14 protein-coding genes are annotated in these 13572 nt (G+C 35.6%); 6 read left to right on the plus strand and 8 right to left on the minus strand.

The window, feature by feature from the left end; translation table 11 throughout:
- Positions 1–2 precede the first annotated feature (2 nt).
- The 3 genes from G9C87_RS20370 to G9C87_RS20380 form a co-directional block, all read right to left on the minus strand.
- Complete coding sequence (locus G9C87_RS20370) at positions 3–1277, minus strand: TolC family protein (RefSeq protein ID WP_172284586.1); 1275 nt, start codon at positions 1275–1277, stop codon at positions 3–5.
- Positions 1278–1378: 101 nt separating this feature from the next.
- Positions 1379–2743 carry a sensor histidine kinase gene (locus tag G9C87_RS20375; RefSeq protein WP_172284588.1) on the minus strand — a complete coding sequence of 455 codons (1365 nt, stop codon included), beginning with the start codon at positions 2741–2743 and terminating at the stop codon, positions 1379–1381.
- Between the two features lie 2 nt (positions 2744–2745).
- Positions 2746–3420 carry a response regulator transcription factor gene (locus tag G9C87_RS20380; RefSeq protein WP_172284590.1) on the minus strand — a complete coding sequence of 225 codons (675 nt, stop codon included), beginning with the start codon at positions 3418–3420 and terminating at the stop codon, positions 2746–2748.
- Between the two features lie 201 nt (positions 3421–3621).
- Between G9C87_RS20380 and rmuC the strand changes: the two genes are divergently transcribed.
- From rmuC to G9C87_RS20395, 3 genes are all read left to right on the plus strand, one after another.
- Positions 3622–5124: a DNA recombination protein RmuC gene (gene rmuC, locus G9C87_RS20385; RefSeq protein WP_410499603.1), complete on the plus strand. Its 1503-nt coding sequence runs from the start codon at positions 3622–3624 to the stop codon at positions 5122–5124.
- 7 nt (positions 5125–5131) lie between these two features.
- On the plus strand, positions 5132–5551 hold the full coding sequence (locus G9C87_RS20390) for a hypothetical protein (RefSeq protein ID WP_172284592.1): 420 nt from the start codon (positions 5132–5134) through the stop codon (positions 5549–5551).
- Between the two features lie 93 nt (positions 5552–5644).
- Positions 5645–6412 (plus strand): TrmH family RNA methyltransferase, encoded by a 768-nt coding sequence (locus G9C87_RS20395; protein ID WP_172284594.1) that lies wholly within the window; start codon positions 5645–5647, stop codon positions 6410–6412.
- Positions 6413–6485: 73 nt separating this feature from the next.
- Here G9C87_RS20395 and G9C87_RS20400 read toward each other — a convergent pair whose 3' ends face one another.
- On the minus strand, positions 6486–6827 hold the full coding sequence (locus tag G9C87_RS20400) for a hypothetical protein (RefSeq protein ID WP_172284597.1): 342 nt from the start codon (positions 6825–6827) through the stop codon (positions 6486–6488).
- Positions 6828–7010: 183 nt separating this feature from the next.
- Here G9C87_RS20400 and G9C87_RS20405 point away from each other — a divergent pair, with 183 nt between their 5' ends.
- Both G9C87_RS20405 and G9C87_RS20410 read left to right on the plus strand, forming a co-directional pair.
- Positions 7011–8192, plus strand: coding sequence for a hypothetical protein (locus G9C87_RS20405; protein WP_172284599.1), 1182 nt, complete (start codon positions 7011–7013; stop codon positions 8190–8192).
- Positions 8176–8760: a hypothetical protein gene (locus G9C87_RS20410; RefSeq protein ID WP_172284601.1), complete on the plus strand. Its 585-nt coding sequence runs from the start codon at positions 8176–8178 to the stop codon at positions 8758–8760. The genes G9C87_RS20405 and G9C87_RS20410 overlap by 17 nt, the downstream gene beginning before the upstream one ends.
- Here G9C87_RS20410 and G9C87_RS20415 read toward each other — a convergent pair.
- A complete protein-coding gene (locus G9C87_RS20415; protein WP_262888852.1) occupies positions 8709–9254 on the minus strand; it encodes a 5-formyltetrahydrofolate cyclo-ligase in 546 nt (181 codons plus the stop codon). The genes G9C87_RS20410 and G9C87_RS20415 overlap by 52 nt on opposite strands.
- 47 nt (positions 9255–9301) lie before the next feature.
- On the minus strand, positions 9302–10672 hold the full coding sequence (locus tag G9C87_RS20420) for a rhodanese-related sulfurtransferase (protein ID WP_172284605.1): 1371 nt from the start codon (positions 10670–10672) through the stop codon (positions 9302–9304).
- 376 nt (positions 10673–11048) lie between these two features.
- Between G9C87_RS20420 and G9C87_RS20425 the strand changes: the two genes are divergently transcribed.
- Complete coding sequence (locus G9C87_RS20425) at positions 11049–12578, plus strand: trypsin-like peptidase domain-containing protein (RefSeq protein WP_172284607.1); 1530 nt, start codon at positions 11049–11051, stop codon at positions 12576–12578.
- Positions 12579–12627: 49 nt separating this feature from the next.
- Here the strand turns inward: G9C87_RS20425 and G9C87_RS20430 are convergent, their stop codons facing one another.
- Together G9C87_RS20430 and G9C87_RS20435 are read right to left on the minus strand one after the other, a co-directional pair.
- The gene (locus tag G9C87_RS20430; RefSeq protein ID WP_172284609.1) at positions 12628–13083 is read right to left on the minus strand and encodes a hypothetical protein; all 456 of its coding nucleotides are present in this window, start codon (positions 13081–13083) and stop codon (positions 12628–12630) included.
- Complete coding sequence (locus G9C87_RS20435) at positions 13083–13463, minus strand: RidA family protein (RefSeq protein ID WP_045491236.1); 381 nt, start codon at positions 13461–13463, stop codon at positions 13083–13085. Before G9C87_RS20435 ends, G9C87_RS20430 begins: the two co-directional genes overlap by 1 nt.
- Positions 13464–13572 lie beyond the last annotated feature (109 nt).

The following is a 13572-nucleotide window of genomic DNA, read 5'->3' on the forward strand; positions in this document are numbered from 1 at the left end:
ATTTATAAGTCTTGCCCTACAACGTACTGCAGGTTTTCATAATATTGATTAAGTTCTTTTTTCGTATCGAGTATGATCATTTTATTTCCGATGTAGGTTTCCAGGAAATCCATATATTCCAGCATGCTGATATTTCTCAGTCTGAAGTTTTTCTCATGACTGGCCAATAAACCATCCAAAGTACTTTCATACGATCCATCGAGTTCCTCAGAAATCTTTTGCGTTCGGGTATAATTCTGAAATACGGAAACGATTTCATTTTCCGATTTAAGGATGTTTTTGCGGGTCTCAAAATTGGATTTGGTAACTTCCAGTTTAGCCTCCTGGATATTTCCTTTATTTCTGTCGAAAACCGGAAGATCAAATGAAATACCCAACCCTACAAAATCCTTCATGATATTTCCACCACGGTCATATCCCACGGAGAGCGCTATGTCAGGAGTTCTGAGAGCTCGTTGTAATTCAAGATTTTTTTGTGCGTATTTCTCTTTATTTTTTGTAATCTGGATGTCCGGACGATTTTCTTTGGCAATATTCAGCCAGTTGGATAATTCCAACTCAGAAAGCTCCTTTTCAGGAATTGACAAATGATCTGTAATAACAAGATAAGATGTAGCCGGAAGAATGAGTAAAGCTTTCAACTCGACCTGTTGTTCCGCAATTTCCTGTTGTAATGAAATTAATTTCTTTTTGAATTCAATTTCCTGGGCCTTCAGCCTCACATATTCGGATTTGCTTATGTTTCCAAGGTTTAACTGATTCTGATAGGATTTTGTTAGTTTTTCTATAGAGGAAATCTGACCGCGATACAGTTTCTGCTGTTCCTGATTGTAGATAACCTCTGTCAGAGTATTTCGCAATAACTTTTTCAGCTCACGCAATACTTCCTGCAATTCATACTTTTCTCCATCTACTTCAATTTTCTGTAGTTCTATATTTTTCCTCCTTTTTCTTGCAGTCTGGATTACCTGCTCTATCTCAGCAGAGAATTGGGTATTCTTTCCCCAATTCCCTATTAAAGCTGGCTGCTGTTCGATATCGTAAGTACGCCAAAGATTAACTTCATTGACAGTCAGCTTAGGATTAGGCCAGAATTTCGCCTGAACGACACGGGCTTCCGCCTGGGAAATTTCCAGTTTTTGCGCAATAATATCCAGGTTATTCGCAAGAAATAATGTTTCCGCTTCTTTTCTTCCAATCTGCAACGTGTCCGCAATTTGTGCCGAAAAGAACCCGAAAAAATGAATATAGAATAGTGTAAAAATGGTTTTCTTCAAGGTCTTCTGTTTAAGACCACAAAGCTATTTTGTAAACATTAAAGCCAATTCCAAATACCATTAAGATTCGGTTAGTCCAAAATTAGAATTCGATTAGAAAACTATTTTGTAACCGGAAATATGAGCGAGACCTGTGTTCCTGAGCCCACAACAGAATTAATTTTCATCTGAATATGATGATGATCGAATATACTTTTAGATAAGGATAGGCCAATGCCACTTCCTTTTATATTATCCACATTTTTTCCGCGATAAAAAGTTTCCGTGATCTTTTGAAGATCATCCTCCGAAATACCTCTGCCCTGGTCCTTAACTTCAATCAATAAATGCCTATCCTTTTCTTCAGACAACACAATCTCTACAGAATGATGCCCGGAATATTTAATAGCATTTTCAACAATATTGTACAATGCCAGATAAAGCAAAGTTTCATTACCCGGAAATTCCAGTAAATCCGGAGTGTTTACCTGAAGATTGATTTTAATAGAAGAATTATTTTCCTGGGCTTTAGGATTCAGCTTTTCATATATCTTCCAGATCAGCTCATCAATTCTTACCTGCTGGTGAGAACTTTCAAGCTTGGTAAGACCTGACATCAGCAGCAGGTTATTAAGGATACTTTCAATTTCATATACGTTATCCAATGATTCTTTGACCACTTTTCGATATTCTTCAGGCGTCCGGTCCTTTTGAGCAAAAACCTCAAGATTGCCCGAGATAGCGGCTAATGGTGTTTTAAATTCATGAGACACATAGTTGATAAAATTCTGCTGAAGCAAAATACTTTCAGAAATTCGTCCAAATAATTTGTTATAGGACTTGATCAGGTCATCTATTTCATCATGAGTATGAGTAGATGTAATTGCGCTGGAAATATTGGTATAATCTACATTATTGATCCTATCCACAACATTGGATAGAGGTTTATACACGATTTTGGAAAGATACCTGCTCAGGAAATAAATAGCAAGTAATCCTAAAATCAGTACTGCCAGCATAATTATGGAAAGCCTTACCATTTGTGATTTAAAAGAATCATTCGGGGCTTTGACAAAAACGACAAAATCACCCTGATTATCTGGATAGAATATGCCGTAATAAAAATTATTCCCGGCCATAAACTGTACCATCTTATTATTTCTTGCAGACTTCAGATGAAGTGCTTTGATATTCTTATCATTCAGGTTCTGCCCAAAAGTGACTTCATTGTATTTATTGTAAACGGCTACTTTTTTATTCTCTATCAAATGATTGTATTCCGTTTTTATCTGGGCATGCCTGCTTTTTGGCAATTCATCTTTTTCCAGATAATAAATGGCAGAAATAAGGGCCGTATTTCTTAATCTTTCAAAATAAGAGATTCTGGTACTGTCATAATAAGCAAAAAACACCACCGCAAAAGCGATGATGGTAACAATACCGAATGAAAGACTCGAAATTATGGTAAACCTGTTTCTTAACGTCATCTTTAATCTTTAATCAGATATCCTGTTCCTTTAATTGTGTGGATAATCTTTTGATCCGTTTCATCAATTTTATTCCGCACATAAGAAATGTACACATCAACAACATTCGTTGTACTGTCAAAATCAATTCCCCATACATTATGTAAGATCTGAGTCCTGCTCAGAACTTTGTTTTTATTTTCTAAAAGGAAAGTCAAAAGTTTATATTCTGTAGGGGAAAGTTCAATTTCTTTATTATCCTGAACCACTTTGTGGAGATCTGTATCAATTGTAAGGTTACCACAACGTAAAAGCTGCGATCCTTCCTGATAGCTTAATTTATTTCTTCTGGTCAATGCTTTGATTCTCGAAATCAATTCTTCAAAATGGAATGGCTTTGATAAATAATCATCGGCTCCTAGATCAAGCATTTTTATTTTATCATCAGGACTATTCAGAGCGCTAAGAACCAAAATCGGGGTATAATTTTTTTTAAAGCGGATGATCTGCGTCAGCTGCATTCCATCCAGCCCTGGCAACATAATATCCATGAGAATAATATCAAAGTCATAGGTACTGATTAGATCACGGGCTTTCTCTCCGGAATCTGCGAGAACCATTTGATATCCGGCCTCGCCCAAGCCTTTGACAAGAAATTTACTGATTCGCTCATCATCCTCTACTAACAAAATGTTCATAAACACTTAAATTTCCTATAAATATAAGTATTCTTATTCAGAAAGGAGGTTGTGGAAAGAAAGCTGGGAGCAATTGAAATCTCACAAAAAGTCAATAAGTATTTTATTTTTATCTATTTAAAAAACTTAAACTATTTAACGGAAAACGGCAGGTTCCTGATCTCACTTCCAGCTTCCAGCCTTTTTTCATAATTTTGAAGAATGGAGATGACATATTTAATCGTAGGTTTTATAACCGGTGCCTTATTAGGTGCCGTTATTTTATATTTTATGCTGAAATCTTCAATGGTTTCAAGGGCTTCTTATGACGAGATAAACAATTTATATATAAGAAAGAATTCTGATGTGGAAAATATCAATCAAAAAATCCAGGAATTATATCAGGATATCAATCATGAAAAAGATCAGAATCAGCAACAATCAGATCTTCTCAATGATCTTAAAAATGAATATGCAAAAATTTCCGCGGAATATTCATCTTTAAATAGTCAGTTTCAGGAACAGAAACAAATTATTTCCAAACAAGCCTCGCAGCTTGAAAGCCTTCTTACGGAAAAGCAGCATTTATATGCGCGTAACTCTGAACTTTCGGCAGTGAATGAAAATTTACAGAAATCACTTCAAACCCAGAAAGAAGAAATTATTAAGATACAGGAAGATTCAAAGGTTCAGTTTGAAAATTTAGCCAATAAAATCCTCGAGGAAAAAGCTGAAAAATTTACCACTCTGAATCAAAATAACCTTAAAACTATTCTTGAGCCTTTTCAGCAAAAGATCACTGATTTGAAAAACAGGGTAAATGAAGCTTATGAAAAAGAAAACAAGGAGCGTTTTTCGCTGGCTGAAAAAGTAAAAGAACTGGCAGAGCTCAATCAGCAGATTTCCGAAGATGCAAAAAAACTGACCCGGGCCTTAAAAGGAGAAAGTAAAACACAGGGAAACTGGGGAGAAATGATTCTTGAAAGCATTCTCGAAAAATCAGGACTGGTTAAAGGAAGGGAATATTTTCTAGAACATGAGCTGCGTGATGAGGATAATAAGGCGTTATTTTCAGAGTTTTCAGGAAAAAAAATGCGCCCGGATGCGGTAGTAAAGTATCCTGATGAAAGAAATGTTATTGTGGACTCCAAGGTTTCCCTCACTGCCTTTACAGAATTAGTAGACGAAACCGATCCTGAAATCTACGCCATTAAATTAAATCAGCATCTATCGTCCGTAAAAAATCATATCTCTCAATTAAGTCAGAAGGCTTATGATGATTATGGCAAATCTTTAGATTTTGTGATGATGTTCATTCCGAGTGAACCGGCTTATATTGCAGCAATGCAGGCCGATCAGAATTTATGGAATTTTGCTTATGACAAAAGGATCCTGCTTTTAAATCCAAGCAACCTGATTACTTCCTTAAAACTCATTGCAGATCTCTGGAAACGAGAATATCAGAACAGAAATTCTATGGAGATTGCAGACCGGGGGGCCAGATTATATGATAAGTTTGTAGGTTTTGTAGAAAACCTTGAAAAAGTAGGTAAAAACCTAGATCAGGCCAAAAATGTTTTTAATGATGCTTATAAACAGTTATCTACCGGAAATGACAACCTGATTATCCAAACACAAAAACTTAAATCCCTGGGAATAAAAAATAAAAAAGAGCTTCCTCAAAGCCTTATTGATAATAGTGAAAATATAACCAGCATAGAATAATGATCAAATGAAAAAAACACAAATTATTTTTGCAATAAGCCTTGTTATATTCTTGATTTCTTTAACACAAGTAGCTGTTTACACGCAAGGGCGTGAAACCGATGCTTCTAACTGCTTTCTTTTAGGATGGCTTGAGCTAGAAAATAATATAGCCTGGTTAGCCAATCCTTTATTGTTTATTTCATGGCTTGCCCTACTTTTAAAACAGGTTAAAGTATCTGTTATTTCCAGTCTGATCGCTTTCTGTCTGTCATTATTTTATTTTTCATCAAAAACGATAATTATTGATGAAGCAGGTAACGAGTCTGCCATCATTTCTTTTGGTGCAGGATATTACCTGTGGGTTACCAGCTGTTTGTGTATGGTAGTTGGAAGCAGTATTCTTTTAAACTCATCTAATAAAGAAAAACATAGTAAGCTTTTCTAAATACAGCTACTGAATTTTAATATTTCTCTTCCTCATCCTTTTTCAGTTCTTAGGAAACAAAAACCGATCAATAAATTTCCATAATTTTGCAGCATGTTAATAGAAAGTTTTCAAAACGATAAAATCAAGAATATTACTAAGCTTCTTACAGATAACAGATTTCGTAAAAAATCTAAAATCTTTATAGTAGAAGGCCAACAGGAAAATGAAAGGGCTCAGAAGTTTGATTTTGAACCGGTCGAATTTTATATCTGCGAAAAAATTTTCAAAGGAGAAACTCCTCTTGGGAAGGTATTTTATGTCAGTGAAAAAGTATATGAAAAAATTGCATACAGAGGCACTTCGGAAGGGATCATTGGAATTTATAAAGCCAAAGAAGCTGACCTTTCCTCTTTTAAACCTAAAAAGGATGCAACTGTAATTATTGTTGAAGGAATTGAAAAACCAGGAAACCTTGGTGCTATTTTAAGAAGTTGCGAGGCCTTTGGAATAGATGCACTGATTATTACAGATGCAAAAGCTGATTTCTATAATCCTAATGTGATCCGATCAAGTGTCGGATGTCTTTTCGGAATGGAAGTATTCCAGGCCGGAAATGAAGAAACCCTTGATTTTCTGAAAAAGAATCAGTTCGGTATTTATACAACCATTATGGACAAAGACTCTGAAGATCTCTACAAAAGGGATCTGACCAAAAAGTCTGCAATCTTATTCGGAACCGAGCATTCGGGTTTAAGTGATTTCTGGATTGGCAAAGGGGAAAATACATTAATTCCTATGGCAGGAAGTATAGATTCTTTAAACCTTAGTAATGCCGTAGCCATTACGTGTTACGAATCCCTGAGACAGAAAAAGGAATAAGGAAGATAATATATATAATAAAAAAACCGCTTCGCTGAGCGAAACGGTTCTTTTATTTAGTAACGTACTAGAATTATTTCTTAGCAGCGTCTTTAACTTCTTTAGCAGCTTCTTTAGTTGCATCTTTAGCAGCATCAGCAGCACCTTTAGCAGCATCAGCAGCTCCAGCAGCAGCACCTTTAGCAGCGTCAGCAGCAGCAGCAGTAGTTGCAGCAGCAGCACCTTTAGCAGCGTCTACAGTAGCAGTAGCAGCAGAATCAACAACTTGAGCAGCAGAATCAGCTACAACAGCAGCAGAATCAGTAGCAGCAACAGCAGCAGAATCAGCAGCACCTTCAGTAGAAGTAGCTTCAGTTTTTTTACAAGCAACTAGAGAGATTGCAGCGATAGCAGCTACGAATAACGACTTTTTCATAATAAATTAAATTTAATTTTGTTAATATTGTTTTATAAAATTTTCTTTCGTTCTGTTATTTGAACAAGACAAAGGTAGAGCAGATAGAAAGTTTGTCTATGAAAAATAATTGTAATACCTTTGTAAAACAATTTTACAAATAAGTACAACTGATAATCAATAACTTAATCACTTTATATAAACTTGACAGATTTAGATCTATTACACTTTGAGCAGCTGAAAAGGGATGTACAGGCTCAATATTTAGAAGAATACACTCCTTCCTATGATGATATTTCTAAATGGAAGGGGATTGATATTATCTATTTTCAGGAGGATCTTCGGAAAAAGGCGAAGGGAAACATCAGCGAAAAATCATTTTATACTTATTTCAAGAACTCACCGGTAACAAAATTGCCTAGGATAGACATGCTCAATTTATTGAGTATTTATGCGGGATACGACTCATGGTACGAGTTTAAAAAGCAACATCTTTTTGCAGGAGAATTATTACAGGATGAGAAAGATCTCAGCGATGAAGAACTGCAGGAATTGGAAGAAACGATCAATCAGCTACCTTCAACGCCAAAAAATGATGATCAACCACAAAAAACACCTATAAAAGGGCAAGAAAATGTTGATTTACAAAAATCAAATACTGAAAATCAAACAGTTAACCAAAATCAAAATTTCAACACTTTATCCGATACAGTTTCCCCTGAACCGGAAAAAAAGTTCATGAAAAGGAATGCCTGGGCCATGATAACCTCCATTTTAATTATCATTACAGGAGTTTTAGGTTTTAAGGATGAAATTTTCTCTAAAGAGTATAAATACTGTTTCACAGATGCAGACAGAGGGGTTGCAGTAATCAATACCTTAGAAATAAAAGTATTTAAAGAAAACGAATCCCCAATCCTGTTTAAAATTAACCCGGGAGAATGTTTCAGGTACTCTACGAAGGATAAAATTCTGAAAATGCAGATCACGGCACCCTTCTACGAACCTCTAACTGTTAACAGAAGCCTGGAGAACGCCCCTGAGGAGGAAATGATCGAAATGAAGCCGGATGATTATAAAATGGCGGCTTATTACTTCTCTATCAAAGATGTAAAGGGAGGAAATCCGGAAGAACAATTTGCCCTGATCAAACAAAAAAGAAAACAGTTAGAAAATTTAATCAGCAACAGTGCCGTAATTTATCAGGTATATGACAACGATACGTATGGTATAGAAACTTTAGACAAACAAAAATATATTACCCTTGTGACGACTCCTACAACATCCCTGAAAAATTTAAAGGTGATTGAGATGAAAAAGGATGATAAGGGTAAAATAATATCTATTAAATTTAAAATTGCAAATACTGATGAAAAGAATAAATAAATTTTTAATTGCCTTATTACTGATAACAGCTTTTATTTCCTGTAATAATAAAAAAAGCGAGGTAAGTGATCTGGATAAATTGAGGAACAGCAATAATACAAAAACCTATCCGGCAGTTCAGATGGACAGTATGCAAGCTATTAATTCTATTACCAAGCAGAAAGTGCAGGAGCTTTTAGACTTATCTACATTATACCTGTCAGGAAAAAGAAATACGGAAATTGATACGGTAATTTACTCCCAGATGGAAAGCTATTTTCACAAACCGGACAGCCTTACCTTCAAAAATCTTTTCAGGGAACTAGACAGCTTAAAGGTGAAATCCGTGAAAGTAAATAACCTGGAGGTACATAAGGACTTTTATAAAAAAGATACTTTGGATTATGCAAAATTCAATGTAGAGTATTTCGACGATAAGAACAGATCACTTGGAACTTTTGAGAAAAACGCTCAATACACCCTTATGTCAAAACCAATAAAATTCAAAAAAGAATTCAAATTTTACTTTTTAAAATTCTATTCCTCTCCTGTAAAGAAAGACAGTACCTCAGTAGGAGTAACCAAATAATCTAAAGGGATATCATTTTCCCAGATATCATCTATAATCTCATCGGGATTGAAGTAATTCACCCCGATTTTTTTTGGTTTTCCGTAAAGTTCCTGAAAAAAGCTATCATAAAAACCTTTTCCATATCCTACCCTATTTCCTAAACCATCGCAGTAGAGAACAGGGGTTATCACAAGGTCAAATTCCTTTATGCCGGAATCCTGATTGGAAAAAGGCTCTGAAATCCCCCAGGAACTGGTTTCAAACAGGGAGTCTCTAAATATTTCAATTGAAATAAGCTTCTGATCAACAACTTTCGGGACGAAAACACGAATGCCACTGTTTAAGAAATACTCAACAAAAATCTGAGTATTGATCTCATTAAACTTTGCAATAGGAAGAAAAATATGCACCTTCTGACCTGGGAATGGCTTAAAAAAATTAACAAAATTTTTGAAAATTGCTTCAGATAACAAGAAAACCTCATCAGATGACAAGGTTTTTCTTTTTTGCATATATTCTTTTCTAAGTTCGGACTTCAGCATTTGTACTTCTATTCTTGTTATACTCCTTCCGAAGGTTGTCCGATCTTATATAATTTGTCTGACAAACGAATTCTAAAAGGAATTTCAAAAGTAATCTGATCTCCTTTTTTTGCCGTTTCACTTGAGCTTCCATTCACATAAATCTCAGTAATCGTCAATTCCTTTTCACCTGTTGTAGGTCCTGAAATCAATACTTTGTCACCCACGGTAAGTTCTTTATTTTCAATCAGGAATTGTCCGATCTTTGATTTAGAATAATAATGTTCTGCTTTCCCAATCAATACTTTTTTAACCGCTATTTTTTTGCGGATATCTTTGGTTTCGGCTTTTGCTAAAGGTTTAGCAGGTAAATCACCGGAATTCTTAAATTTCAAAGCATCGGATTTGCCTTTTCTGAAAACCTTGTTTCCTACCTGTAATCCTTTCCTTAATTTCACCTGTTCTTCCATTGGCAAATGTATGATATCCAAACACTCTGTAGAGCAGCAGTTTTCCATTGCCGCTTTACATTCATCACATTGGATAAAGAGTAGATGACACGCATCATTGGAACAATTGGTATGATTGTCACAAGGCTTTCCACATTGATGACACTGTGAAATGATATCATCTGTAATTCTTTCCCCTAAACGGTGGTCAAATACAAAGTTCTTACCTATGAATTTACTTTGTATTCCTTCCTCTTTTATCTGGCGGGTATATTCAATAATTCCACCTTCTAGCTGGAACACGTTTTTAAAGCCCTGATGTTTAAAATAAGCACTGGCTTTTTCACAACGGATCCCGCCGGTACAATACATCAACAGATTTTTGTCTTCTTTAAAATCCTGTAATTGCTCGTTGATAATCGGTAAGCTTTCTCTGAAGTTTTCCACATCAGGTGTAATAGCCCCTTCAAAATGACCGACTTCACTTTCATAATGGTTCCTAAAATCAACCACAATGGTGTTAGGATCCTCAAGCATATTATTAAATTCCTGAGCTTTTAAGTGAACCCCTTTATTGGTTACGTCAAAAGTATCATCATTTAATCCATCGGCAACGATTTTATGTCTGACCTTTATTGTTAATTTTAAAAAAGAATGATTGTCTTGCTCAACAGCTACGTTCAAACGAATTCCTTTCATAAATTCATACACCTCCAGTGTATCGCGGAAAGCCTCAAACTGATCTGCAGGAACGCTCATCTGAGCATTGATTCCTTCGTGAGCAACATAGATACGCCCTAAAGCATCAAGTGCATTCCAGGCTATAAATAATTCGTCGCGAAATTTTTTGGGATCTTCAATTTTGGCATACGCATAGAAAGACAATGTAAGACGTTCCTTACCGGCTTCATCAATAAGTTGAGCTCTTTCTTCTGCGCTTAAGGTGTTGTACAGTTGCATGCTATAAACGTTTTAAGTGAGAAAAATTTTTGCAAAGATAATCATTTTTTCTATTAGCCCTATTCTCGGTTTAAAACACTATCTTTAATGGTGCTGAAGAAAAAGATTAATAAATATGGTAATTTGTTGTATGAAAATACAGACAATTTAACCTTTGTGACAATACAACCATCTATATGTCATATTGTCTTTAATAAATTTTTAAGTTTCGTTAATTGAGATTTCATCAATTATCAGTAATACCATAAAAATACCGTATTCCTGTTAAATTTTAGTTAAAGTTGAAACACATTGCACTAATTGCACACCTATTTAGCATTAAATTTGTTTACTGTAAAACCAGAATTAATTAATAAAAAATAAAAGAAGATATACAATGAAGAGTACTTTAAAAAAACTATTACCATTTGCTGTAGTAGGAGTTATCTCAGGAGCTACTACCGTTGGCACGATACAATATTTCGGTCACAATGCCAACAACGGAGACCAATCTTATTTTACTAAATCTGCCAATACTTCTTTCGCTGGAATGAATACGGCAGCTACAGGAGATGATTTTGTAAAAGCTGCAAAAACAACAGTTCCTGCTGTAGTTACCATTAAAAATTACCAGACCAGGACTTCAAGCAGAGCGTCGGAGCAGGATTTATTTGATTTCTTCTTCGGAGATCCTTTTGGAGGAAGAGGCGGACAACAAAGACAGAAACAACAACAGATTCCGGACAACATGCCTTCAGGGATGGGTTCAGGAGTTATCATTTCTCCGGACGGGTATATCATTTCAAACAACCATGTTGTAGCAGGTGCCAATAAACTGGAAGTTGTTTTAAGCAATAAAAAGTCATATATCGCTACATTAGTAGGAACCGATCCTAATACGGATATTTCCTTATTAAAGATAGAAGAAAAGGGACTACCCTATTTGAATTTTGCTAATTCAGACAACATTGAAGTAGGGCAATGGGTTCTTGCTGTAGGTAACCCGCTTGGGTTGAACTCTACGGTAACTGCAGGTATTATTTCCGCAAAAGGAAGAGGAATCGGTATTCTTGGATCACAAGGAAAAGCAAGTAATCCGATTGAAAGTTTTATCCAGACAGATGCTGCCATTAACCCTGGAAATTCAGGAGGAGCCCTTGTAAATGCCAATGGCGACCTGATCGGGATCAATTCGGCCATTCAATCTACCACAGGTTATTATCAGGGATATGGATTTGCAATCCCTTCTAACCTGGCAAGAAAAATTGTTGAGGACATTAAAAAGTTTGGAATTGTACAGAGAGGATTCTTAGGAGTTGCTTCTTTAGACCTTTCAGATGATCAGCAGGTTGCTATGTACAACAAGCAGAAAAAAGCCAACGTTAAAGTAGGTTCCGGAGTTTATGTTACAGAAGTTACGGACAACAGTGGTGCTGAAAATGCAGGAATCAAAAACGGAGATATCATCACTAAAATAGACGGAACATTAATTACAGACTTTGCAGATCTTTCTATGGCGGTAGGAAGCAAACGTCCTGGTGATAAAGTTCAGGTTACTTATCTGAGAAACGGTAAAGAAAATGTGACTACGGTTACTTTAAAAGACCAGAAAGGAGGAACTTCTACGAGAACTAAGGCTGACCTTAGCGTTACAGAAAAAATAGGATCTGAATTTGAACCATTAAGTGACTCCTTTAAAACCAGCTACGGACTAAACAGTGGTGTTATCGCTAAGAACGTATCAGAAGGAAGCGAAATGGCTAAAATAGGAGTTGTAGATAACTATATCATTATAGAGATCAATGGTAAGCCGGTAAACTCACAAAAAGATGTTGAAAAGATCCTTGACAAGTATCAGGGAAATGTTCAGGTGAAGTTTGTGGATGAATATGGAAGAATCTATACAAAAGGTTTCAAAATGCCTTAATCAATAAAGAAACCATAAATAAAAAAACGCTGCATTTGCAGCGTTTTTTTTATTTTGTTTTATTCATTTTATCAGCAATCCTCTTTTTCTTATTCCTTTCATAAATAACTTCTACAATCTTACCTCCGATCCAGGAGAAAGGGAAAAAGGTAAGAAATATGGAAATTTTATAAAATGTAGGATGGTAAGGAAATATAATAACATCCAGCATTGCTATGAACAGCATGATAAAGCCAATAAGAATGGCATAGGCTACTTTAGCATATTTTACAATAATCGCGGTTGCCACACCTCCGATTGTTGTTCCTAAACCGGAAATAAACAACAGAAATCCAAAAAAGGCCCCGTCATTTCTCATGCTGTACAGAAATCTCTGCCAGTGTTCAAAAGGAGCAAAAGCATCAAAAGTAATCCACTGCGGAAAAGCTCTTATACCAAGAGTAATAATAAGCCCTGCAATACCAAGACCTACCAACACCGCAAATGTATTTCTTATAAAGCTCATTAATCCTGATGTGCAATCATCGAAATTTCAATATCAACATTCTTAGGCAGGCAAGAAACCTGTACCGTTTCACGAGCCGGATAGCTTTCTGCATCCAGATAAGATGCATAAATATCATTCATCACAGCAAAATCATCCATACTCTTAAGAAATATTGTCGCTTTTACAACGTTTTTAAAAGTCATCCCAGCTTCAGTAAGAATTGCCTCAAGGTTTTTCATTACCTGATGAGTTTCTTTCTCAATTCCTTCTACCAATTTACCTGTTGCAGGATCTACAGGAATCTGACCTGAAATATATAAAACTCCGTTAGCCATATTTGCTTGTGAGTAAGGTCCGATTGCTGCAGGAGCATTAACTGTGTTGATTATTTGTTTCATATGTGGATATTTATTTTTTTATCTATACTATCACCATTTGCTTTATCCCTCTTCCGGGACTTTAATGGATTCAGCAAAATTTATTTTGGGTGCAAATATAAAATTTATT

The sequence above is a fragment of the Chryseobacterium sp. LAM-KRS1 genome (genome assembly GCF_013184525.1).
Taxonomy (GTDB): Bacteria; Bacteroidota; Bacteroidia; order Flavobacteriales; family Weeksellaceae; genus Chryseobacterium; species Chryseobacterium proteolyticum.

What these genes read in the sequence shown, in the direction of transcription:
- G9C87_RS20425 (WP_172284607.1), top strand. Translation starts at nt 11,049, where the DNA reads ATGAAGAGTACTTTAAAAAAACTATTACCATTTGCTGTAGTAGGAGTT.
- G9C87_RS20435 (WP_045491236.1), bottom strand. Translation starts at nt 13,463, where the DNA reads ATGAAACAAATAATCAACACAGTTAATGCTCCTGCAGCAATCGGACCT.
- G9C87_RS20375 (WP_172284588.1), bottom strand. Translation starts at nt 2,743, where the DNA reads ATGACGTTAAGAAACAGGTTTACCATAATTTCGAGTCTTTCATTCGGT.
- G9C87_RS20420 (WP_172284605.1), bottom strand. Translation starts at nt 10,672, where the DNA reads ATGCAACTGTACAACACCTTAAGCGCAGAAGAAAGAGCTCAACTTATT.
- G9C87_RS20395 (WP_172284594.1), top strand. Translation starts at nt 5,645, where the DNA reads ATGTTAATAGAAAGTTTTCAAAACGATAAAATCAAGAATATTACTAAG.
- G9C87_RS20415 (WP_262888852.1), bottom strand. Translation starts at nt 9,254, where the DNA reads ATGCAAAAAAGAAAAACCTTGTCATCTGATGAGGTTTTCTTGTTATCT.
- rmuC (WP_410499603.1), top strand. Translation starts at nt 3,622, where the DNA reads ATGGAGATGACATATTTAATCGTAGGTTTTATAACCGGTGCCTTATTA.
- G9C87_RS20380 (WP_172284590.1), bottom strand. Translation starts at nt 3,420, where the DNA reads ATGAACATTTTGTTAGTAGAGGATGATGAGCGAATCAGTAAATTTCTT.
- G9C87_RS20400 (WP_172284597.1), bottom strand. Translation starts at nt 6,827, where the DNA reads ATGAAAAAGTCGTTATTCGTAGCTGCTATCGCTGCAATCTCTCTAGTT.
- G9C87_RS20410 (WP_172284601.1), top strand. Translation starts at nt 8,176, where the DNA reads ATGAAAAGAATAAATAAATTTTTAATTGCCTTATTACTGATAACAGCT.
- G9C87_RS20430 (WP_172284609.1), bottom strand. Translation starts at nt 13,083, where the DNA reads ATGAGCTTTATAAGAAATACATTTGCGGTGTTGGTAGGTCTTGGTATT.
- G9C87_RS20390 (WP_172284592.1), top strand. Translation starts at nt 5,132, where the DNA reads ATGAAAAAAACACAAATTATTTTTGCAATAAGCCTTGTTATATTCTTG.